The organism is Streptomyces sp. NPDC048171, assembly GCF_043202655.1.
In the GTDB taxonomy this organism is placed as follows: Bacteria; Actinomycetota; Actinomycetes; order Streptomycetales; family Streptomycetaceae; genus Streptomyces.
Genome location: NZ_JBIDAU010000022.1, coordinates 1 through 20,858, shown reverse-complemented (window position 1 = coordinate 20,858; position 20,858 = coordinate 1). Strand labels below are relative to the sequence as shown.

General features: G+C 68.9%; 21 protein-coding genes and 2 pseudogenes. 5 read left to right on the top strand and 18 right to left on the bottom strand.

Annotation, left to right across the window (positions count from 1 at the left end; translation table 11 throughout):
* Positions 1-9: 9 nt before the first annotated feature.
* The 4 genes from ACGF3J_RS37630 to ACGF3J_RS37615 form a co-directional block, all read right to left on the bottom strand.
* Entirely contained in the window at positions 10-891 is an 882-nt protein-coding gene (locus tag ACGF3J_RS37630; protein WP_393856019.1) for an XRE family transcriptional regulator, read from the bottom strand.
* Complete coding sequence (locus tag ACGF3J_RS37625; RefSeq protein ID WP_393856018.1) at positions 891-1,088, bottom strand: hypothetical protein; 198 nt, start codon at positions 1,086-1,088, stop codon at positions 891-893. The genes ACGF3J_RS37630 and ACGF3J_RS37625 overlap by 1 nt, the downstream gene beginning before the upstream one ends.
* A gap of 961 nt (positions 1,089-2,049) precedes the next feature.
* A complete protein-coding gene (locus ACGF3J_RS37620) occupies positions 2,050-2,502 on the bottom strand; it encodes a hypothetical protein (RefSeq protein WP_393856017.1) in 453 nt (150 codons plus the stop codon).
* A gap of 121 nt (positions 2,503-2,623) precedes the next feature.
* Entirely contained in the window at positions 2,624-3,289 is a 666-nt protein-coding gene (locus ACGF3J_RS37615) for an HNH endonuclease family protein (protein WP_393856016.1), read from the bottom strand.
* Between the two features lie 341 nt (positions 3,290-3,630).
* Here ACGF3J_RS37615 and ACGF3J_RS37610 point away from each other — a divergent pair, with 341 nt between their 5' ends.
* Positions 3,631-4,149, top strand: coding sequence for a SixA phosphatase family protein (locus ACGF3J_RS37610; protein ID WP_393856015.1), 519 nt, complete (start codon positions 3,631-3,633; stop codon positions 4,147-4,149).
* Between the two features lie 209 nt (positions 4,150-4,358).
* On the opposite strand, the gene ACGF3J_RS37605 is transcribed toward ACGF3J_RS37610, so the two are convergent.
* From ACGF3J_RS37605 to ACGF3J_RS37590, 4 genes are all read right to left on the bottom strand, one after another.
* Positions 4,359-4,616 (bottom strand): hypothetical protein, encoded by a 258-nt coding sequence (locus tag ACGF3J_RS37605; RefSeq protein ID WP_393856014.1) that lies wholly within the window; start codon positions 4,614-4,616, stop codon positions 4,359-4,361.
* Positions 4,606-4,836 (bottom strand): hypothetical protein, encoded by a 231-nt coding sequence (locus ACGF3J_RS37600; RefSeq protein WP_393856013.1) that lies wholly within the window; start codon positions 4,834-4,836, stop codon positions 4,606-4,608. Before ACGF3J_RS37600 ends, ACGF3J_RS37605 begins: the two co-directional genes overlap by 11 nt.
* Positions 4,837-5,099: 263 nt before the next feature.
* Positions 5,100-6,023, bottom strand: a complete 924-nt coding sequence (locus ACGF3J_RS37595) for an NADP-dependent oxidoreductase (protein WP_393856012.1) — start codon at positions 6,021-6,023, stop codon at positions 5,100-5,102.
* A 69-nt stretch (positions 6,024-6,092) separates the two neighbouring features.
* Positions 6,093-6,731, bottom strand: a complete 639-nt coding sequence (locus ACGF3J_RS37590; protein ID WP_393856011.1) for an HD domain-containing protein — start codon at positions 6,729-6,731, stop codon at positions 6,093-6,095.
* Positions 6,732-6,866: 135 nt separating this feature from the next.
* Between ACGF3J_RS37590 and ACGF3J_RS37585 the strand changes: the two genes are divergently transcribed.
* Together ACGF3J_RS37585 and ACGF3J_RS37580 are read left to right on the top strand one after the other, a co-directional pair.
* On the top strand, positions 6,867-7,844 hold the full coding sequence (locus ACGF3J_RS37585) for an AraC family transcriptional regulator (protein WP_393856010.1): 978 nt from the start codon (positions 6,867-6,869) through the stop codon (positions 7,842-7,844).
* Between the two features lie 74 nt (positions 7,845-7,918).
* Positions 7,919-8,158, top strand: a complete 240-nt coding sequence (locus ACGF3J_RS37580; RefSeq protein WP_393856009.1) for a hypothetical protein — start codon at positions 7,919-7,921, stop codon at positions 8,156-8,158.
* Between the two features lie 133 nt (positions 8,159-8,291).
* On the opposite strand, the gene ACGF3J_RS37575 is transcribed toward ACGF3J_RS37580, so the two are convergent.
* The 5 genes and pseudogenes from ACGF3J_RS37575 to ACGF3J_RS37555 all read right to left on the bottom strand — a co-directional run bounded on the left by ACGF3J_RS37575 (position 8,292) and on the right by ACGF3J_RS37555 (position 13,755).
* Positions 8,292-9,437, bottom strand: coding sequence for a hypothetical protein (locus ACGF3J_RS37575; RefSeq protein ID WP_393856008.1), 1,146 nt, complete (start codon positions 9,435-9,437; stop codon positions 8,292-8,294).
* A gap of 437 nt (positions 9,438-9,874) precedes the next feature.
* Positions 9,875-10,789 carry a Ku protein gene (locus ACGF3J_RS37570; protein WP_393856007.1) on the bottom strand — a complete coding sequence of 305 codons (915 nt, stop codon included), beginning with the start codon at positions 10,787-10,789 and terminating at the stop codon, positions 9,875-9,877.
* 131 nt (positions 10,790-10,920) lie between these two features.
* A pseudogene (locus tag ACGF3J_RS37565) lies at positions 10,921-11,568 on the bottom strand (HNH endonuclease family protein).
* A gap of 308 nt (positions 11,569-11,876) precedes the next feature.
* A complete protein-coding gene (locus tag ACGF3J_RS37560; protein WP_393856006.1) occupies positions 11,877-12,299 on the bottom strand; it encodes an RICIN domain-containing protein in 423 nt (140 codons plus the stop codon).
* 1,066 nt (positions 12,300-13,365) lie between these two features.
* Entirely contained in the window at positions 13,366-13,755 is a 390-nt protein-coding gene (locus tag ACGF3J_RS37555; RefSeq protein ID WP_393856005.1) for a transposase, read from the bottom strand.
* Positions 13,756-14,688: 933 nt separating this feature from the next.
* Here ACGF3J_RS37555 and ACGF3J_RS37550 point away from each other — a divergent pair.
* On the top strand, positions 14,689-15,366 hold the full coding sequence (locus tag ACGF3J_RS37550) for a hypothetical protein (RefSeq protein WP_393856004.1): 678 nt from the start codon (positions 14,689-14,691) through the stop codon (positions 15,364-15,366).
* Here ACGF3J_RS37550 and ACGF3J_RS37545 read toward each other — a convergent pair.
* Positions 15,366-16,106 (bottom strand): annotated as a pseudogene (locus ACGF3J_RS37545) (transposase); the annotation flags it as partial. The gene ACGF3J_RS37550 and the pseudogene ACGF3J_RS37545 sit on opposite strands and share 1 nt — an antisense overlap.
* 200 nt (positions 16,107-16,306) lie before the next feature.
* On the opposite strand from ACGF3J_RS37545, the gene ACGF3J_RS37540 reads away from it, so the two are divergent.
* Entirely contained in the window at positions 16,307-16,732 is a 426-nt protein-coding gene (locus ACGF3J_RS37540) for a hypothetical protein (RefSeq protein ID WP_393856003.1), read from the top strand.
* Here ACGF3J_RS37540 and ACGF3J_RS37535 read toward each other — a convergent pair.
* From ACGF3J_RS37535 to cas5e, 4 genes are all read right to left on the bottom strand, one after another.
* Positions 16,668-17,066 carry a hypothetical protein gene (locus ACGF3J_RS37535; RefSeq protein ID WP_393856002.1) on the bottom strand — a complete coding sequence of 133 codons (399 nt, stop codon included), beginning with the start codon at positions 17,064-17,066 and terminating at the stop codon, positions 16,668-16,670. The genes ACGF3J_RS37540 and ACGF3J_RS37535 overlap by 65 nt on opposite strands.
* Positions 17,067-17,825: 759 nt before the next feature.
* The gene (locus tag ACGF3J_RS37530) at positions 17,826-18,443 is read right to left on the bottom strand and encodes a GNAT family N-acetyltransferase (RefSeq protein WP_393856001.1); all 618 of its coding nucleotides are present in this window, start codon (positions 18,441-18,443) and stop codon (positions 17,826-17,828) included.
* Between the two features lie 785 nt (positions 18,444-19,228).
* Positions 19,229-19,876, bottom strand: a complete 648-nt coding sequence (cas6e, locus tag ACGF3J_RS37525; protein WP_393856000.1) for a type I-E CRISPR-associated protein Cas6/Cse3/CasE — start codon at positions 19,874-19,876, stop codon at positions 19,229-19,231.
* Between the two features lie 202 nt (positions 19,877-20,078).
* Positions 20,079-20,858: type I-E CRISPR-associated protein Cas5/CasD (gene cas5e, locus ACGF3J_RS37520; protein WP_393855999.1), on the bottom strand; the 780-nt coding region annotated here is incomplete at its 5' end.

Sequence of the window (20,858 nt, the reverse complement as noted above, 5' to 3'; positions counted from 1 at the left end):
CGAGCGTGATCACTCCGGGGTCGGGGCGTTGAGGAGGACTTCGACAGTTGCGCGGGCGTGGTGGTCGACGGCGCGGACGATGGCGGGTGGCATCCCGAGGACGTCGGGGATCTGGACTGCGGAAAGGCCGCACAGGTGCTGCAGAACGGCCACGTCCATCTGATCGTCAGGCAGACGGGTCAGGGCATCGAACAAGTCGATCAGTTCGGTCAGGGCGACAAGGTGGCCGGGGTTGTTGTCGTGGATCTCGCGGGTGGAGAAGACTGCGGCGCGCAGGTCGGGCTGGCCGTCCGGGTAGCGGGGAGTGCGGAGCATGACGCGGGAGCGGAACAGCTGCCAGGCGTAGCGGTTGAGATTGGCGCTGGCTGCGGCCTCGCCCCACGACAGCCAGAGGATGTCGAAGGTCTCATACACCACGAACCGGGTGCGCTGGTCGGTCATAAGGAAGGCGCGGGCGTACTCGCTGTACGCGGGCTGCATGGTCTCGGTGAATGCCTGGTAGGGCAGAGGCGGGGTATCGCCGTCGTGCGCGACCTGCTGTATGCAGTGCTGGATCCAGTCATTGCCCTTGCGGGCTTCTCGTGCGGCAGCGGTCCACAGCCGACGCAGCGGCTGGGTGGGGACGCCCAGGGCGCGGGTGACGCTGAACGTTATCTCCCAGGCCGGGTAGTAGCCGTTGCCGCGCAGGAGTTCGCTGATGCGGGTCTTGGAGTAGCCGGAGCGATCGACGAGGTCGTCGAGTGTCAGGCCGCTGGTGAAGAGGGTGCTGCGAACGGGTTCGAGCCAGGCGCGGTGCGAGGGGCCAGCGTCCGGCGAGATCGGTGCCGGGGGCCGGCCGCGCTTGGCCGTACCGGGCGGCGACGGGGGCTGGGCCGGCCCCGAGGAAGGCATCACCGCGCCGCCTCCTGCCCGTCCGGCTCCGTAGGGCCGTTCGCCGTCGGCCGGGCCGAAGGACCGGTGGCAGTCAAGGCTTGCACGGTCTGCTGGACGAGCAGCCCCGCAGAAGGAAGCAGGACAGCGGCGGCGGCCGCATGCCCCAGCACGATCATGACCGTGCTCCAGGCGAGGACCGTGACCAGCACGGCCACAGTCACCACTTTCGTACGCGACATCGCACTCGATTTCTGTTCGTGAAGGCAGCAACAGCCCTTCCTGACAACGGTGCTGACGCGTCGTCAGGAAGGACCGCCAGAATGCCCCTCACACCACCGAACACGCCACGTGATCATGAAGTTACGGAACAATGAGCTGACGCGCCACCACGCGCTACCTTCCGCCACCCCCACCGCACACCAACAGGTACGAAAGTTCAGCACTTTAGGGCGGATACGTCACTTCTGCCCCCCCCACAGCGCAACGTCCGCCATCATGGACACCACGCGCGCCGGACACCGACGCCGCACTCACGTGCGGCCCCCTGTGCTGAAGAACCACCCAAGAGGGGGCCGCACGACAACCACCCCGCCCCACTCCACAGAACACTTCGGCTGCGTACCCCGCCAACTCGCAAGCCAGCCATTCCACTTCCCCCCAGCTTCACCTGGGAGATCGTCCGCAGGGCGTCACATTCCCGGCGTGCGCCAGTTCTCCGTGCGAAGGTAGGTCCAACCTGGCCCGGCGGGCATTGCCTGCCATTGCCCACCAGGCGATCGAAGCGACACGTAGGCGAGTGATCACCGAGCCGCAGCCGGCCACCGCGTGACGGCGGGGGGCGCAGCGTCGTTGGACCGTGCGCCCCCAAGCCGGGCCCCGGGGACGTCATGGCTGATCCCCCGGGGCCCGTGGTGTGTCCGGACGCGGGTCAGATCTCCCCGGCCGCCGTGGCGGTGAGCCAGCCGGCGGCTTCGGCGTTGGTCATCACTAGAATGGTCAAAGTCCGTCGAGGGATTGCGCGGAAGGCGGGAGCGCCCCTGGCTGACCAGCTACAACACCCGCCGCCGGCACTCCGCCAACGGCCACGCCGGGCCCCGGGTGGCGGGGTGGTGCGGCCCGGTCGGCAGCGGGCCGCACCGTGGGCCGCCGTGCAGGGCCCGGCCGGGGTCGGGTGGGTCAGTCGCTGGTGACGTTGTAGAGGAAGAGGCGCTCGCCGTAGCGCTCGTGGAGCCCGAGCTGGCGGTTGTCCTTCTTCTCGCGCAGGCGGAGGTTGTCGACGGTGACCTTGACCCGCTCGACACACCAGCCCGGGTTGCTGCCAGCGGAGGAGAAGCGGATGTAGGCGGGGGGCCAGGTCGAGGTCGTCGGTGTCGAGCTGGGGGTGCGGGGGTCGTTGTACTCCGGGTCCTCGACGGGCACGTTGTTAAAGCCCGCCTCGCCGCCGTCGGAGCCGCCCTGCTCGCCCAGCACGAAGCAGGTCTTCACGCCCCGCTCGAAGTAGCCTTTGCCGCTGCCGGGATCCAGGCAGAACTCCCGGCCGGCGATGCCCAGGTAGATCCAGGCGTCGGTCGCGGCGCGGTCGACGTCGGCTGTCTCGATCCGGGCCCGGATCTGGATGATGTCGCTCATGCGGGTGCCTCTTCTCTGTCTCGCGGGGCAGGATCGCCGCCCCGGCGGTGGCCGGGGGCACGGGTGTGCGCCCCCGGACGACGTCCCGGGTCGGGTGGGCCGGGCACGTGGGTGGTGCGGGTCAGTCGGTGGGGATGATGCGGACGGGCTCGTTGGGGCAGCCGGTAGCCCGCTCGGTCAGGACGGCGTGCTCGGTGGGGTCGGCCGTGAGCCGGTGGCGGAGCTTCACCGCGGTCCACTCGCCGATGTAGCGGCACACGACGTTCTCGGCGGGCAGCCACTCTGCGACGTCCTGGTCGGACTTCTGCCGATTCGAGCGGGCCGTCACCGCGACCAGGGCGCGGGGGTCGCCGAGGTCGTTGGCGTATTCCTCGCGGTGCTTGGGGGTCCAGGTGGAGGCGCCGGAGTCCCAGGCCTCGGCGAGCGGGACGAGGTGGTCGATGTCCGTGGCGCGGGAGCCGGTGACGGTGGTGTCGTCGTACCAGGAGTACCAGGTGCCGGTGCCGGCGGTCAGGGTGCAGCGGCCGGTGACCTCCGGCGCCGTCACGGCCTCCTCCAGGAGGACCTCCCGGCGAGTGTCGCAGCCGTCACGGTCGGCGTCGACCCAGTGCCGGAACAGGTCCCGGTCATAGCCGGTACGGTCCTCATCCGCGACGGGCAAGGAAGCAACGGCCTGACGCAGCGGCAGCACCTGGTCGTCGGCGGCCTGGACGGCGGGTGCGGAGACGAACAGGGCGCCGGCGGACACGAAGGCGGCGAGCGCGGAGAGCAGGCGAGCAGGTTTCATACACAACCCCTCACCTGCAACCACGCTATGCAGTCATGTGATTGCGGGGCGTGATGAGTCGTGTTGGCGGCTGAGTCGCACGACCAGAGCACAGCCCCACCCGTCACGCGCCCGGCACACAGCAGCACCTGACGGCCCGACACCTGAATGCGCCGTTCGCACGCTTACTCACACGAGCGACATGTGCGGGCACCGCCGGCGAATGATGACCACCCGGCCCGGGCCCGCGCGGGAAGTCGCGTCATACCGCCTCTTTCGGGTGATACATGCACACAAATACCAGTGCAGGGCATCAGGTCGATAACGCCCAACATCCGACTCGGCGTCAGAAGGAGAACACCATGAGCGGTACGCCACGACGGATCGTGCTGGTCCGGCATGCCAAGTCCGAGAGCAGCGACGCGGTCGACGACCACGAACGCCCCCTGGCCGAACGGGGTCGCAAGGACGCTCCCGTGGCGGGCCGCTGGCTCGGCGGGTCCGGCATCGTGCCCGACCTCGCGCTCGTGTCGACCGCTGCCCGTGCCAGGGAGACCTGGAAACTGATGGCTTCCGAACTGTCGGGACGCCCCAGGACCGTCTACGAGGACCGCGCCTACGAGGCCAGTCCCAGCGATCTCATCGCCCTGGCCAACGAGACCTCGGACGACGTCAACGACCTCCTCATCCTCGGCCACAACCCCGGCATCCACGGCCTGGCCGACGCCCTCGCCGGCGAATCCGAGGGCGACCTCCTGCCCCGCATGAACCGATCCGGCTTCCCCACCAGCGCAATCGCCGCCCTCACCTTCCAGGGCTCCTGGAAGGGTCTCGAGCACGGCGCTGCAAGGCTAGTCGCCTTCTGGTCCCCCCACGCCTGACCCCGCCACCTAACCGGATCACCAACCTGCCGGGCCACCCGCCCGGCAGCCACCGGGCCATCAGCCTTCACGGGACGGCCGGTGGCCCGGCAGCGGCCAGATCCGGGCACGCACGGCCGGCGCCCGCGAGCCGACGCTGCCCGGCAGCTCGGGGTGCGCCTTACGGGCGGGTCCGCGAGCGTGCTCAGCGTTGGGGCTCGGTAGCGGCGCTACGCCTCGACGTAGGCCACGATGGTGATCTGCCGCAGGGCGGTCACGTAGTAGATGACGCGGACCCCGTCGACGTCGTCGGTGTAGTCGCGCAGCAGGGTGTCGGGGACCGGGGTACCCAGGTCGGGGTTGACGCTGATGGCGACGATAACGCGGTCCAGGCGGTGGGTCTCGGCGGCGGTCAGCTTCGCCAGCTGGCTCAGCGCGGGCTTCACCAGGACGACTTGGGAGCGGCGCGGTGCGTGCTCAGGCGACACGGGGCTGCTCGCCCGCGAGGCGCCCGAGGTGGGCGTCACGGGCTTGTTCCCACAGGACGCCGGACTCGGCGGCCGGGTAGCCGTTCTCCGCGATGTCCTCCAGCACCGAGGCGAGAACGTCGACCCGGGCCCGCTGCTCGGCCGCGTAGGCCCGGGCAGATGCGGCAGCGCTCTCGTCAAGGGGCTGGCGGTCGGGCACGGGGGCCGGCTGCTCGCTCATCGGACGCTCCTAGAGGGGGTTGCTGACGTGTGCCCTCCACGGTAGCGCCGGGAGGAGGAGCGTCGGGACGGTACGGACGAACCTCGAGGAGGGCCGGTTAGGGATAACTAGATTCGTCGCGTCCCCTGCACTGAGGCGCTGTATATGACCGCCCCACCACGGCTGTGGCAAGGCGGAGACGAGGAGGCGACTTGCGTGCGCGAGTTCGCGTTCACCCGCCTCCTCCGCGGAAGGCCACCCGGCCGATCGTTCACTCCTCCTTCTCAATCCTGCGTCACACGGATGATCGTGCGGCCGGGAATGCCTTGGTGTGGGGCGAGGGCGGTGACCGCCTCTGTCAGCGGCCGCACCGCGCCCACACGTACCTGCAGCCGGCCTTCCCGCAGACGCCGGGCGAGATCGGCGAGGCGTTCGCGGTCGGCTTCGACGACGAAGAAGACGGCCCGCCCGCCGTCGGGACGCACTGCGGGCGGGTGGGCGATGGTGACGAGCGTGCCGCCGGCCCGCACGAGCGCGGCCGAGCGGTCGAGGACGTCGCCGCCGATGACGTCGAGCACGACGTCTACCTGGCCGGCGTCCTCCGCCCACCGGTCGGCTTCCAGGTCGAGGTATGCGTCCGCTCCCAGGCCGAGCACGGTGTCGCGGTCGGCGGCGCGGCCGGTGCCGATCACGAAGGCCCCGGCTTCGTGTGCGAGCTGAACCGCGATGGATCCGACCCCGCCGGCCGCGCCGTGGACCAGTACGCTCTGGCCGGGGGCGAGCCTGCCGTGGTCGAACAGGCCCTGCCATGCGGTCAGTCCGGAGATCGGCAGCGCGGCTGCCACCGTGTGGTCGATGTCGGCGGGCAGCGGGGTGAGGTTGCGTGCCTCCACCGCGACATACTCGGCGAGCGAGCCGTTGCGGGTCCAGTCGGCCAGTCCGAAGACCCGCTGGCCGACGGTGAGGCCGGTCGTCCCGAACCCCAGTTCCGTGACCACTCCCGAGACCTCGTGGCCGGGCACCGTCGGGGTGCGGTCGCGGCCTGCGCGGTCGGTCCAGGTCGCGGGCCAGTCGAGCTCTCCCCGGGTGAAGCCGGCGGCGTGCACGCGCACGATGACGTCGTTCTCGGCGGCGTGCGGATGGGGGATGTCCTCGAGGGTCAGTCCTGTGATCCCGGCCTCGCGGTCCCGGACAGTGATGGCGTGCATGAGGATCCTTGTCATAGATAGTTGGAGCGGATTTCGTACGGGTGCGTCGGCGAGTGCGTGCGCGTCACGTCATTTCGGCCACGGGGCGTTCTGAACTCGTTCGACCATGGACGGCCGTTGGAATGCGGGAACGAAGTGTTCCAGGACATCCGCGTTGACGGTCCCGTAGGTGGTTTCGGGGCGATCCTTGAGGCCCTCGACGAATGCCTCGAGGAATTCCTTCTTGAAGTCCCCGCGGGGATGAGCGGTGACGATCTCCTCGAGCCGGTCGTCCGCGACGTCGTCCAGTCCCCAGCCGATCGCGTCGGTCAGGACCCCGTAGTTCGTGGCGGCGACCTCGGAACCCATCCGGCTGGGGATCTCCGGAGTCGTGTGCAGGGCAACGGCCGTCCAGACCACCTCGGCAGCGTGGCGGGAGAACCCACGCTCCAGCAGAAAGGCCCGCGCATGATCAGCCCCGTCCAGTTCGAAACGCTGCCGCGTGTTCGAGAACGGGGCCAGAAGTCCCGCGTCATGAAATATCGACGACATGTACAGCAGCTCCGGGTCGGGCCGAAGGCCCAGCCTCTGCGCGTGCAGGGACCCGAAAAGGAAAACCCTCCGGGAGTGGTGGAAGATCATGGGGTTGGTCGTCTCCCGGATGAATTCCGTGGCCTGTGCCACAGCCGAAGTCCGAGGTAGTTCCACCCCTGCGATGATGTCAGCCATGAAGTCCGTCCTTTCCGATGCACCGTGCTGCGAGTGGACCGTGCATCCAATCTCCACGGTGTCGTCCTCGCGTCCCTCCGCGCCGCCTCGGTCCGGCCATGAATCACCCGAATCCAGTCACCGCGGGCCCGCCCGGTGAGCTCCGCCCCACACCGGGTGGCAGTCCTCGTCTATGACGGGGTCAAAATGCTGGACGTCGCGGGACCTGCCGAGGTGTTCGGGGAGGCGAACCAGCTCGGCGCCGACTACCGGGTCCGACTGGTGTCGCCGTCAGGTGCCGACGTCACCTCCTCCATCGGCATGCGGATCGTCGTCGACGGCGGCTCCGCCGCCGAACCCGACTCGGGCACCTTCCTGCTGCCCGGCGGAGACGTGTACCCCCGGACCCCCGTCACCCGCGACCTGATCAACGCGACCCAGGACCTGGCGGGGCGGGCCGGTCGGGTCGCATCCGTGTGCTCCGGCGCGTTCGTACTCGGCGCGGCGGGCCTGCTGGACGGCAAGCGTGCGACCACCCACTGGAAGATCACCGCCGAACTCGCCACCCGATGCCCCCGGACGCGGGTCGAACCCGATGCCCTGTACGTGCGCGACGGCACGACATACACCTCGGCGGGGGTGACCGCGGGCATCGACCTCGCCCTCGCCCTCGCCCTGGTCGAGGAGGACCACGGCCCGGACCTCAGCCGGCAGGTGGCCCGCTCCATGGTCGTCTACCTGCAACGCGCCGGCGGCCAGTCACAGTTCTCCGCGCCATTGACGCTGCTTGCGCGGAGCATCCAGATCCGCTCGGAGCATCGCGTCGATCAACGGCTTATAGGCATCCAAGCGGGTCCCGCGCGGCCGCGGCTTCTTCCGGGGCTCCGGCCAGACCGACTCCAACGCGGCCTTCACCGTGCGAAATCCGACTCCGTACTCACGCATCAAGGCCCGGTACGACATCCCTGCCCGAGCGTCACGGCGGATCGCCGCGTACAAGTCGACCTTGGATTTCGGTGGCGCCATCGCAGCCTCATCCCGCAGAGCACGTCAATGCTCCCACCGCAACCCCTCAAGCGTTGCCAGAACTCACAAACATCGCCCTCCGGCGAAACACGGCGTTCTCGGCCCTGAGCGACAAGTGGTGTCGGATTCCGTCAACAGAACCACCCGGGCGCCGCGCCGACACCGACCGCACCGCCCGCGCCGTGCAGCGGACCGGCCGGCTGCTGTGCTGGAGCCTGGCCGCCGGCATGGCCGGCGCCGCGACCGAGGCCCTGCTCCATCCCGAAACCGGGTGGTGGCCGCTCCTGTGGCCCCTGCCCTGGTACCTCACCCCCGCCAGCGCACTCCCCTGGAGCATCCTGCGCCTGCGCGAAAAAGCGGCGCAGCGGCAGCCGGACGACAACGACGACCTCCCAACAGGAGAATGGGAGCAGGCTGCCTGATCCGCAGGCAGGACGAGCCTGGCGCTCACGCTCCTCCGCGCCGACACCAGGCAGCCCGCGGTGCTGGACCACCGCCGCCACCGGCCCACGGCTTCAGACCGCGAAGGGCAGTGGCCCGAGACCTTCCCTCGCCTCAGTGCACCGGGCGGCGTACGAGCTGGCGCAGGCGTGCCTCGACCTCGTACCGATTCAGACGCTTGGTGCGGGCGTAGTGCGTGATCGCGGCCTGCGCTGCTTCCGCAGCCTGGCGCCAGACCCGGCGCTGCTCGGCGCGCTCATGGTGGTCATGGAGCTGCTGGAGCTTGAGGTGGGCGGCGTCTGCTGCCTGCTGCAGCTCGATCAGTTCGCTGGGCAGACCGGAGGGGCTGTCGGCTGTCCGCGGCCGCGGGGCGGTGTGCTCGCCCGGGCTCTGGGGTGCGGCCTCGATGGCCGGCGGTGACGGCTGGAGCGGTAGCGCCGGGATGGAGGGCAGGTTCTCCGGGGCCTGGACGGCAAGCGGGTCTGTGGCCGGGCGGCAGGTGGGGAGGTTTCGGCTGGCGCCGCTGGCGGGTGCGGTGTCGCGTTCGAGGGGCAGGCGGGTGTCGTCGCCGTGCAGGTCGTCCAGGCGGTCGCGGTCGGTGCTGGTGACCCAGTAGCGGTGCACCGTCTTCCCGGCGCGGAACTGGATGGGCACGATGGTGCCGGCGGCGGTCTGGCGGACCATGTCGTCGAAGAAGACGTCGCGGGGCTTGGCCGTGGCGTGGGCTTTTCCGCAGCGCCGGACTCCGTCGGGGCAGGGGTAGAGGGCGCTGATGTTGCAGTGCCAGAAGTCGAGGGCACGGAAGCCGGAGACGATGCGCAGATCACCGTTGTGGGCGATGAGGTGGGCGGGGAGGCGGTCGCTGCGGGTCCAGTGGGTGTCGTTGCGCTGGGCATAGGCGGTGCGGTCGGTGTGCCAGGCCGGGGTGATGCCGTTCTTGGCGGCTTTGCCGGCGCGGGCGCGGACGCCGCGCAGGCCGCTTTCGTCGATGGTGGACAGCTGGACTTCCCAGCCGATGCGGCGGCCGTCGGCTCCTTCGACGAGCGTGTCGGTCTGGATCCAGGTGCGGCCGACCCGGGTGCGGACCTCGCTGTCGCCGCCGAAGCCGCCCTCCAGGGCGGCGCGCAGGATGCGTTCCTGGTAGGCCTTGTGCTCGTCGCTCATCGGGACGTGGTGGCGTTCTTCGTCCTCACGGCGTTCGTGAACGGCCTCGCGGCGACCGCCGCGCATCCGCAGGTGCATCGGGGCCTCGACGCCCATGTCGCGGCACACTCCCCCGCACTGCAAGTCCCTTTCGGCGACCGGCACACCGCGGCGACCGTAGAAGCGGTCCGTTGCGTAGATCAGGTCCCACAGCCCGGGGAACTCCGGATGGTCCAAGTCGTCCCGAGTCAGATCCAGGAGAATCCGGAACTTCTTGTGCCAGACGACATTCGCCAACTCACACCGCCCTCACCGTCGCAGGTCGTTGCTCCGACGGTACGACCAGGCACTGACAATGCGGCAGGAGCAGGATCAGCCACACCAAACCCGGCAAGTAGGTAACGAGAGGGTCCGGAAGCTCGGACAGTGGCAAAACCCGGAAGCAGCCCGCATGACCCTCACGGACACCAGCACATGCTGGGTCGGCTGTCCAGAACCACGTCTCCGTCCCCTGGGATCCCACGCGAGTCGCTTTACGCAACTGTCTCAACGGCTCACGAGGCGCGCGGAGATTTCCGGGGCGTCTTCTTCGTGGCCGTCTTCTTGGCTGCGGTCTTCTTGGCCGGCGTCTTCTTCGCGGTCTTCTTCGGCTTCGCCAGTTCGTGGATGTCGGCGTGCGTGCCGTCCTCGCGGGATTCCCGGGCCCTGGCGACGGAGGCGTTGAGCGCGGCCATCAGGTCCAGCACGCCCTCGGGCTGGTCAGGCTCCGGGACGGCCGGCGGCTCGCGGTGCTCGCGCTTGGCCACGATGATCTCGCTGAGCGCCTTGGTGTACTCGTCCTCGAACCCCGGCCCGGTCAGATCCTCCACCGTCATCGTGTCCATCAGCGCGAGCGCACCGTCGACCTCCTCCTGCGACACCTCCACCGGCACCGGCAGCAGCGACGACGGATCACGGATCTCGTACGGCCAGAGCATCGCGTGCAACACGATCGCTTCCCCGCGCACCCGGAGCAGGCCCAGACGCTCCCGCCCCGACCAGGCGTACTTCGCGACGGCCACCCGCGAGGAACGCTCCAGCGCCTGCCGCAGCAGCTTGTAGGGCTTGGCGGCGACCTGCTCCTTTGGCTCCAGGTAGTAGCCGGCGCCGATCCGGATCGGATCCACGGACGCCAGCGGCACGAACGCGACGATCTCGATCGCGCGGGCGGTCGGCAGCGGCAGGTCCCGCAGGTCCTCGTCGCTGATCGGGATGATCTGCGTCTTCGACAGCTCGTAGCCCTTGCCGATCTCCGCGGCCGTCACCTCGCGGTCCTCCAGCTCACAGACCTTGCGGGTGCGCACCCGGGCCATATCCTCCAGGTGGACCCGGTGAAAGCGGATCGAGTGGTTCTCGGTCGCGCCGGTGACATTGATCGGCACGCTGACCAGGCCAAAGCTGATCGCGCCACTCCACACGGTCCGGGGCATGACCTACCTCCGCAGCAGCCCCGAGCCCTTCCAGGCTAGGACGAACGCAACCGCCGGGCACCCCGCCTGCGCGAGGGCGCGTGGCAGTCCCCCGGGCGCGGGGCCGTCCCGGGGGCACTATGGGAGGCTGCCTATGCCGCCGGCTCGTAGGTGACGGTCTGGTCCGGGCAGCCGGCCGCGACCTCACGGACAGCCGCGGCCTCGGCCTCATCCGCCGACAGGCTCCACCGCAACTTCGTGCCCACCCACTCGGCGACGTAGCGGCAGTGGACCTCGGCGGCCGGCGGCAGCCACGTCGCCGGGTCCTGGTCGGACTTGGACCGGTTGGAGCGGGCCGTGACCGCGACCAGGCTGGCGTCCGCGCCCAGGTCGTTGGCGTACGCCTCCCGCCGCGCCGCGGACCAGGTCGAGGCGCCGCTGTCCCAGGCCTCGGCCAGCGGGCCCATGTGATCGATGTCCAGACCCGAGGCCGATGTCACCCACGTCTGGTCGTATTACGACCACCAGCGGCCGCCCGTCAGACGGCACTTCGGCCCCACCGTCGGCGGCTCCACCGCCTCGGCGATGAGGACCTCCGCGCGGGTATTACAGCCGTCGGAGGGGTTGGCGCCAGAGTTCCAGTGGCGGAAGGCGTCGCGGTCGTGACCGGCACGCGACTCATCCGCTACCGGGAGGGCCGCGATGGCCTCGGTCAGGGAGAGCGTGTCCGCCGCGAGGGCGGGGGTGGAGATGGTGAGGGGCAGGACGGTGAGGGACGCGGCGGCCAGGCCGCGCAGCACAGCTTTGAGCCGTGATATCGGCCCGCCCGGGGGCGCATTCAGGCGTTTGCCGATCGCGCCGCCGCCCGTGTGGGTGCAATGGTCGTACCCGCACCGGTTCACCTTCTTCTGGCCGTACCGGAGGGCCTGCGTGACCAGGAGCATCCGGCGTCATCGCGGCCCGTCACAGCGCTTTCACCTGGGCCTCCACCACACGGGCGAGTGCCGACGCCGTGAGACCTGCGCCGCCGGCGGTGGCGCAGGCCAGGCTTCGCGATGCGCCGAAAACTCGAGCCATGATGCCGGTGCTCATACCGCGCAGGCGCCGCTCAGTACCAGCTCTGGAACCGGCTGGCGTTACACGAGAAGGTCCGCAGACCATACGCGGTGCTGTGGTCGAGGCACTTACCCGTCGCCTGGTTCCGAAGCTCGATGGTGCCGTCGTTCCAGCGCTTAACAAACCAGCTCTGGAACGTCTCGGAGTTGCACTCGAACATGCGTAGACCGTAGGCGGCGCTGTCGTCGAGGCAATTTCCGCCGAATCGGCTCTGAAGCCGCCGCGTTCCGTCGTTCCATACGTGCACGTTCCAGCTCTCCACACCGGGCGGAGAAGCGTTGCAAGCCGACGCATAGGGCCCGCCGAAGCCAGCCGACAGACACTGCCCTGTCTCTTGGTTCTTGAATGTGTTGATCACATCTGCCGGCGCTGTCTGCCCCTGCGGAGCCAGCGCGATTGGCAACGCAACGCCCATAGCGGCGGTGATGGCCGCCCTGCCCAGCCAGCATCTCCTCAGTCTGTTCTCTCCAGTGCTTCTGGCGGTCACGTTAGGGAGGCCGACCAACGGAAGGGGGACGATTCGAGCACGCTCGAAAGCACAACAGCCGAAGCGCGGAAAGCAGGCCGCCTCCCGATGACCGCTCCCGCGGTGGTCATGTCCGTGCCCGTGCCCTGCCTCGAGCGCAGCAGACCCGGCCGCCCAGGTATCGGGCGAGCTGGGCACGGTAGCCAGCCTTCTCCAGACTGCGCGATGTCTCATGAGACATAGGCAACTTCCGCTGGGTGCCGCCGTACTCAGCGAAGATGACCGACCCTCAGCCCTCCTGCGTAGCGGAAGAGCTGAGCGTGGAGACCGAGGGGCGGCGTTCAGCTACCCGATTCGTCAGCAGGGGCTCGGCGCCTCACCAGTAGAGCCATTTGGAAGCACATGCGTCCGGCAGGTTATTCCTGACTTCACACACCTTGAAGCTCAGAATGTCGGTCCTGGAGGTGTAACCGCCAGCACACCCTGAAGCCGAGCCGTTTGAGTCCCTGAACGTCCGGTCGTCGTCGGTACCAGTCTCCCAGCTGACCACCATGTACACCCCGCGACCATCTGCCTCCTCGTCGCAAACTCTCATGTCTCCGCTCGTGCTGACCCGACCCCAGTCGGAGCCTTGATACAGGGTGGAGGTCGCCGCGTGGGCCGAACCAGCTGTGCCTACAGCCAAAGTAACGGCGGCAGCTGTCACACCGAGAGAGCTGAGCAACGTGCGGCGCCGCGGATGACGCGTAGCAGTCATGGTCAAATCCTTCATTGTGCCTCCAGAGACCTTCGTGCTGAGCCTCCGGCCCTAAGCCGTTCTGCGACCTTCACTCGCCATGAGGCTGGCTGTTGATGTGCACTGGCTGGGTGGTCGGAGACTCTCACTGGTGATGGAATCCTCACCGTATTGGCCGCTTGCTGTATGGCAGTACTGAAGAGTTATAGGGTCACTTCCTAAGGTGTGTTTGAGAAGTGGTCATAGTGCTTGCCGTATCAGGGCGAGTTAGAGAACGTCTCACGTGGAGAGCTTTGCGAGTCTCTTGTAGCAGGTGAGGGCTGCGGCGAGGCCGATGAAGGCGAGAAAGTGGCTGCCTTTTCGTTCGTATCGGACGGTGAGGCGGCGGTAGCCGAAGAGCCAGGCGATCGACCGCTCGATCTTCCAGTGGTGTCGGCCGAGCCGCTCGCCAGACTCGATTCCCGGGCGAGCGATCCGTGCGATGAGGTTCCGGCCACGGAGCCAGTGGAGGTACTCGGCGGAGTAGTACGCCTTGTCCACTCGGACCTTCAAGGTTCTCAACTGGGCCGATACGGACAGCAGCGCGCAGGACGCCCAAGCGGAGGAGACGGGTCCTGCAGCAGGCCACTGAGCCCTTACGTCCGCTGCCCGCCTGGCGGAACAGATCATCCGCAGCAGCAGCGGAATCCTCGGCCGCAGGGTGTGGAGTCGGCGGATATCGGCGTCGGCCGCCTCTTTGAGGACACCTCCAGAAGCGAGTAGGAGGTGGGCTCCATGCGGGCCGGATCCCTGCCGTGGACGGCGGGGTGGGCAGCGGCGCGCAGTCGCATCGGCCTGCAGGTCAGCGGCGTCAGCCCAGAAGCGCTAGTCGTGTCCCTGGCGGGTCAGGGCACGCCGGGGCGGCCGCGTCGGGGTGCGCAGCACCACTGGGTTCAGCTGTGGGCTTCGCGAAGGGTGTTGATGACGGTCTGGACGGGACGTCCTTCGCGGAGCATCTGGTCGGCCGTCTTGCCGTTGAGGGCACGGTCGAGCATGTCCGGGGTGCAGCCGTTCAGTCACAGCTGGGCGGCGGTGCCGGGGTGGCAGCGTCCGGCGATCTCGCCCAGGAGCGGTCTGCGGCTCGGGCAGCGAGCCGATTTCCAGGGCTCGTCCGGCCCAGTGATGCCCGATGCCGCCCACCGCTGTCCGTGTGCGACGCCGCTTCGCGCGGGAGGCGCAGCCCCGCCGTGGCGAAGCGGGTCACGGCTGCCGGCACGGTGGTGGTCCTCGGCCCCTTCCCTCGGCGGCCGCGCCGCTCGCGACGCCGGTAGGCGGAGAGGTCGCCCAGGTCGATGCCGTGGCAGCGGGCGATGTCGGAAGTGGTAGCGGCAGCCGGCCTTCGGGCGGGCAGGTCTGCTGGGGTGGGAACGCCGGACCCGGTGGTGGGGCGGGCGCCGGTGAGTGTGAGGTATACAGGTCGCTGGAGCGCCGTCGGAGTCCGTGCCGTGCTCGCCTCTGGCCGCTGATGACACCAGGCTCGCCTCCCCGCTCCTCCGGCCGTGGCGGGCCTCGCTCTGATCACAACTGCACCTACTGCAGTCCGTGTGCCGGCAACATGGTGGCATGGACGGTGAGATAGCTGCCGCGCTGGTCGCCGGTGCGAGTGGCTTCGCTGGCGCCGTGCTCGGCGCCGTCGGCGTCATGTGGGCGGCCAGGCGCCAGGAACAAGCGGCGTTGAAGACGGCCCTCTTAGCCTACCTCGCTCCACTCGAAACCGCGCGCCGGTCAGCACAGCGCGACGTGTTCGTGGCGTTCCTTGCCAACTCGCAGGACTGGGCGCGGACAGCTGAAGCGGCCGTGGAGGCCGCACGGCGATGGGACGCGGCCGTCCGCGCTGAAGTCGAGGAGTGTCTGAGCGAGCCACGTGCCTACACTGGCGTGAGCGCGGAGCTTCGGCAGCACTGCCGGAGGATCATCGACCGCTGTGGCCCAACGCAGAGACTCACCGAAGCAGTCCAGCACGTGCTGCTGGAGGCCGCCACCACCAATGTGGCGAGCGCTGCCCAGAACGTGGAGCAACACGCGATACGGCTTGCGAGCCTCCTGGATGATGCGGGGAACACCCGCCTCGAGAGCGACAGGCACCTGCCTGCCGACCCGTCGAACAACGCGCCGCCGAACCCAGAGCGCTCCCCGAACCAGCTCAGGGCCTTGCAGGAAGCAATCGAGGCATTCACGGTGGCTGCGGCCGCGCATCTCAACAATCGCCGTGCCGGCAACGGCTCCGACGCCTCCAACTAGAAACCGAGCGCGCCGTCGCCGACGCCGGGACGGGAGCGCGCAATCCTCGCCGCCGGCAGTCGCGCAGCAGGTCGGCCCAGGAGTCGGCTGATTCGCGGTAGCCGTCCCTCATGGCGATCAGCTCCTTGGTGCCGTCCGAGCGCACACCCATCAGCACGAGCACGCACGACTTCGCCTCCTGTAGGCGTATGCGCAGGTGGATGCCGTCGGCCCATGCGTAGACATAGTCGCTGCCGGACAGATCTCGCTCGCCGAACGCTTGGTGGTCGGCCTGCCACTGCTGGGTCAGCCGGGTGACCGTCGCCGGTGACAGACCCGCCGAGCTGCCGAGGAACTGCTCCAGGGCGGGCACGAAGTCGCCGGAGGACAGGCCCTGCAGGTAGAGCAGCGGCAGCACCTCGCTGATCTTCGGCGACTTACGGCAGCACGGCGGCAGGATCACGGAGGAGAACCGCTTGCGCTCGCCCGTGGCCTCATCGACGCGCTTGTCGTTCACCCGTGGCGCCTCCACCTCGACCACACCGGCCGCGGTGGTGACCTGCCAGGGGCTGGTGGAAGCCGTTGCGCACCACCAGACGGCGTCCATTGCCGTCGCGCTCACCTGCGAACTCGGCTATATAGGCGTTTACTTCGGCTTCCAGCGCGGCGGCCAGCATCCGCCGCGCGCCCTCTCGGACGATCTCGTCAATCAAGGAGGAGCCCTTGGCGGTGGTGCCGTCATCGTTCACTACGCTGAGCACGGATGTGCCTTCCCGGCCGGCGCTGCGAACACCGGTCTTGCTCGGTGACCTATCGTCAATCACCCGGGAAGGTACGTCCTCCCGAGCCGATCCACAGGTCCTGAGCATTGCTCTGTGTGCGCCCCCTGCAGGCAGTGCTTAGCTTCGGCATCACCCGGGCGAGTGGTTATTCTGCGCCACGGGCCGTCGAATCTCTGAGTGTGAAACTCATTCGCAAGCTGGAATCACGCTGCTTCCCCGCCGGGAGGCGACTGCTGCTCGCTCTTGTGGCGGCTGTCACCGTGGTGACCGTGAACCCGGGCGTGGCGTCTGCCGCGACCGTACGGATTGAATGCACGATTCCTGCCATCAGCTGGTCCTACACCGTGTGCAGCGGACCTTTTACCGTTCTGTACGCCGAGACGGTGAAGCTGCGTCTGGACACTTCTGGGGGCAAGAACGTCGAGTTCTGCGTCGAGCCGGAAGGCGGCGGCCGCGACTTCTACTGCGCCGGGGGCTGGGATCCTGGTCAGACCAGGTCCCTGTGGACCAACGACACCGGTTTCCCACAGCGTGTGCAGGTCATCGCCAATCACGGATACGAAGTAGACGTCCGCGCGACGGGCGAAGCCTGGACCGTGAAGTAGCAAGGACGTCCTGCGAGTCAGACGGGTACAGGCCCTTTGCACCGCTGCGGGTTGTGCCGGGCAACAGGGGTCTGGGCTTCGTCCGCACGTCGTACGTCTGGTACTTCGACAGGTCGATGCAGTCCGACAGCTTCGCCGTGGGCGTCTTCGCCTCCAGGTCGAGACTGGTCACCTCCGGATCGTGGCCGACCTCACCGCGCACGACCGTCCCCGCCTCCTTCATCCGGGCCAGATCCAGACGGGTCTGGCCGACAGCGTCCAGGGAGGCGTAGCGCTCCAGGCCGGTGACCTGGTCCGTGCCCGTACGGTAGGCCTCGGCTTCCGCCTCGGTCATCGCCCGGTAAACCTCCAGCACCTTCGCCTCGTCAGCCGCCTCGGGATCCGGTGACGCAGCCGTCGACGTGCCTGGCGCCGACGGTTGTGCGGACGCCGACGAAGAGGCCGCAGGCTTGTCGTCACCCCCGGAGCCTCCGCACCCGGCGAGCACGACAGCGCAGCACAGCGCCTCGGTTCGTCGTCCCTGCACAGTCGCACGCATCCCAGCCCCCAGTGATCACCGCCCGGTCGACGCCACCGTAGTCGCTTGCGCACACCAGGAAACAGCACAAACGGGCCAATGCGCAGCCCGACCATGGGCCTGCACAATCCCCGACCACGGACTGTTCAGCCCCGACCACAGGCCCGACCACCGCAGGTCACAGCGTTGCCCAGCCTTAACGGCCGGATTGCGCGGGCCGTCGACGTCGGAGACGGTTTCCATCCCTTGCCCTCGCTGCACAGCGGTTGCAGAGGCAAGACGAAACTCCACCACCAGCTGCGACGCGACGCCCAAGACCTCACGCGCACCCCACCCGGCCCGCCCAAGGGTGCCCACCCACCGCCGGCGCCAGCATCCCGGCGAGCGCGACGACCGCAGAGCGGGCGAGCAGGACGATACGGCCGCTGCAACGCAGTCGGCCTGTCTTCACTGAGCTGCGGGTCGATCAGTTTGGCCAGCTGCTATGCCTCCCCGGGAACGCGGTGGCTAGGGTTGCGACTGGAGACGTCCGTGGCGGCTGCCGCTGGCCGAGCGGGTGCTGCTGGTGGCTGTGTACTACCGCACGAAGCTCACCAGCGGCAGCTCGCCCCGATGTTCGGCGTCCGGCCCACGACCGTGCGTCGAATGCGGGTGCCACTCGCGGCGGAGGAGGCCGAAGACCCAGGAGTCGGAAACATCGCCCTTGACGACGCAGTCCTTGCGGAGGGTGCCTTCGCGGACGAAGCCGAGCTTCTCCAAGACCCGGGCGGACGCCACGTTGCGTGTGTCGGCCTCGGCCTGGACGCGGTTCAGGTCCAGGGTGTCCAACGCCCACGGCAGGACGGCGTGCGCGGTCTCCGTGGCGTAGCCGCGGCCCCACGCGGCGGCGTCGAAGACGTAGCCCAGCGACGCGCTGCGAAAGTCCGGGTTCCAGTTAGTCAGGCCGCACCAGCCGATAAACGCGCCGTCAGAGACGCGGTCGACCGCCACCCTCGCTCCCGTGCCTTCCTCCTCGATCGTCCGGCAGGTGGCGATGAAGCGCTGGGCGCGGGCCGGTTCCGTCCACGGCGGGGAGTCCCAGTAACGCAGCACGTGGGCGCTGCTGTGCAGCGCGTACAGCGACGCCGCGTCCGCGTCGGTGAACGGCCGCAGTCGCAGGCGAGCGGTGTGCAGCTCGGGGGTGGGCAAGGTCATGCGGAGCATCCTGCCGCGTCACGCGCACCCCCGACCATCCGTTTATCCGGACAGTCGAGGGCGCGCACGTTCCTGGTGCCTGAGCGGGGAGCGTGGGGCGCTTGCCCTGGTCGACGAGGGTGACGAGGACGGCGGCAGCCTGGTGCGGGCCGGCGGCGCGCTGGACGGGGTGGCCGGGCATGGTCGCGTACCAGCTGCTGTGACGGCGGTGGACGGTTCCGGCGGCGATCTGCCCGACGGTGACAGGGTAGAAGCCCTCGAGGACCGGGACAGCGTTACCTACATGCGCAAGACGGTCGGAACACCCCCGCTTCGGCGGAGAGGACGTGACCTTCATCCCGAAGCCCTTCTCGATGGCCGGAGCACCCCCGCATCGGCGGGAAGGACTTGCCGAGGCGGACGGCGTGCTCGAGGCGCTGCGGAGCCCCCCCCGTCGGCGAGGAGGAGGACTTCTGTACGGACTGGTAGGTGACGCCCATCATCGGAGCACCCCCGCGTCGGCGGGGAGGACCCCTCGCTCGCCGCGTTGTCGTACGGACCGTACGGAGCACCCTCGCGTCGGCGGGGAGGACGTCTGCCACTGCCCCCTGCCCTTGGTGCGGACCGGAGCACCCCCGCTTTGGCCGGGAGGACTGCTGCCGACGGCGGCTCATGTGTGCGGTCTCCGGACCACCTCCGCGTTGGCGAAATGACTACATGGTGTTCAGTCCGATCGTGTCCATCTTTGGAGCACCCCCGCGTCGGCGGCCAGGAACTCGTGAGCCTGGCCGTCGTCGAAAGGCAGGCTATGCGACTGCACGGGCGAGACTGAGCAGGCCGGCGCCGTAAGACTTGGCCCGTCCGATGCCAACCAGTACAGCCTCGGCGAGGGCGTCAGGGTCGGTGACGGTGGCGATGCCGTCGTAGCGCAGCAGGTGATGCCGCACGGCGACGGCGTTGTCGCCGCGGCCATGTACAGCAGCGACTGGGGCGGGCAGCGCTGTGGCCAGGTGCAGGCCAGCCTCGTAGGCGCGGCGTGCCCACCATTGGTCGGCGTCCGGTCCGGTGAGGGCGATGCGTTTGCCGCGCTGGCCCTTGTTCTCCAGTGGCAGGCGTTCGGTTTTGACGGGGTTGACGACGATTCGGTAGCGGACGGCGAGGCCCTTTTGGAGGGCGTTGAACACCGGGGTGAGGTCTTTGACGTCGGTGTGGCCGTAGTCCTCGGGCAGGCGTGTCGGGTCGAGGGTGGCGGCTTGGACCAGGAGCGTGTTGAAGGTGTCGGTTACGTCGAGGCGGTACAGGAGCCCGGCCGCCTGTCGGGGGCTGTCGCCCAGGCCGTCGGGGACCAGACGCATCAGGGTGCGGTGCATGTCGGTGGCGTTGCGTAGGTCGCGTTGGACGGCGCGGCTGTCGGGGTTGAGGCGGATGCGGGCGAGGGCCGCGCGGGGGCTCATAGGGCGGCCTCCTTGTTGGCGAGTCGATCAGTTTCTTGGGCGGGGTGTGATGCCGCTGGTAACCAGGTGCACAGAGTCGCGTTCCCGGATGCGTCGGCAGCCGTTGCGGCTGTGTAAGGCGGCGCAGAAAAGATTGCCGTACGCGGTGGGCACGTCTGCTTCCCGTCGCGGGGGCTGGGCACGAGGGGGGTCTGGCGCTCAGTCACCGGGCGCTCCTCTCCGCCGTCTCGAAGTGGGTGTCGATGTAAGTCTGGAGCGTCTTCAGGTGGTGGGTGCCGAAGCCTTCGTAGGCGGCGTCCGGCAGGTGCACGGCGCGCCGGTACAGCGGCCGGGGCCGGTACTGGCGTGCCAGTGGTGCGAACGACACCGGCTCGTCGGTGACTTCGCCGCTGTGATGGTCTCCGTCGTCCCTGTCCGGGGCATCGGAGCTCACGGGGAGTGCACCGAGCGGTCTGTCGCCGTAGAAGTCGATCGGCTGTGGGCCGCTGCGCGGCTTCCTGGCGGCCAAGGGCAGCTGTACCAGGTGGCGCAGTGGATCTTTCGCGTATCCCAGCAGGATCGGGCCTTCCGGCGGGCAGGACCGGCGGCCGAGGAAGAGGGGCCAGTGCGGGTCGCGCAGGGCAGCGGCGCAGGTGTGCAGGAGCGCTTGGTCCTCAGAGGTCAGCGCGAGGGTGAAGGCGGCGTCGGCCAGGTACTGGCGCTTGGATACCAGGGTGCCTTTGCCTTCGGGGCGGTGTTTGCCGTCGACGGTGATCACTGTTTCATCGGCGGGCCGTCCACCGCCGACGGTGTGGAAGTCGGACAGCACGACGCCGGGTCGGTCGACACGTACGGTCATCGACAATTCTGTGAGGTCGTCCACGGGCGCCTGGCGCGCTCGTCCGAGTGCTGCGGCGAGCATGCCCACGATGCCGGACCGGGTGGGGAATCGGGCTGTGTCACGTCGCGTGTATTTGCTGTGGGTGCCCCAGGACTGGAGTGG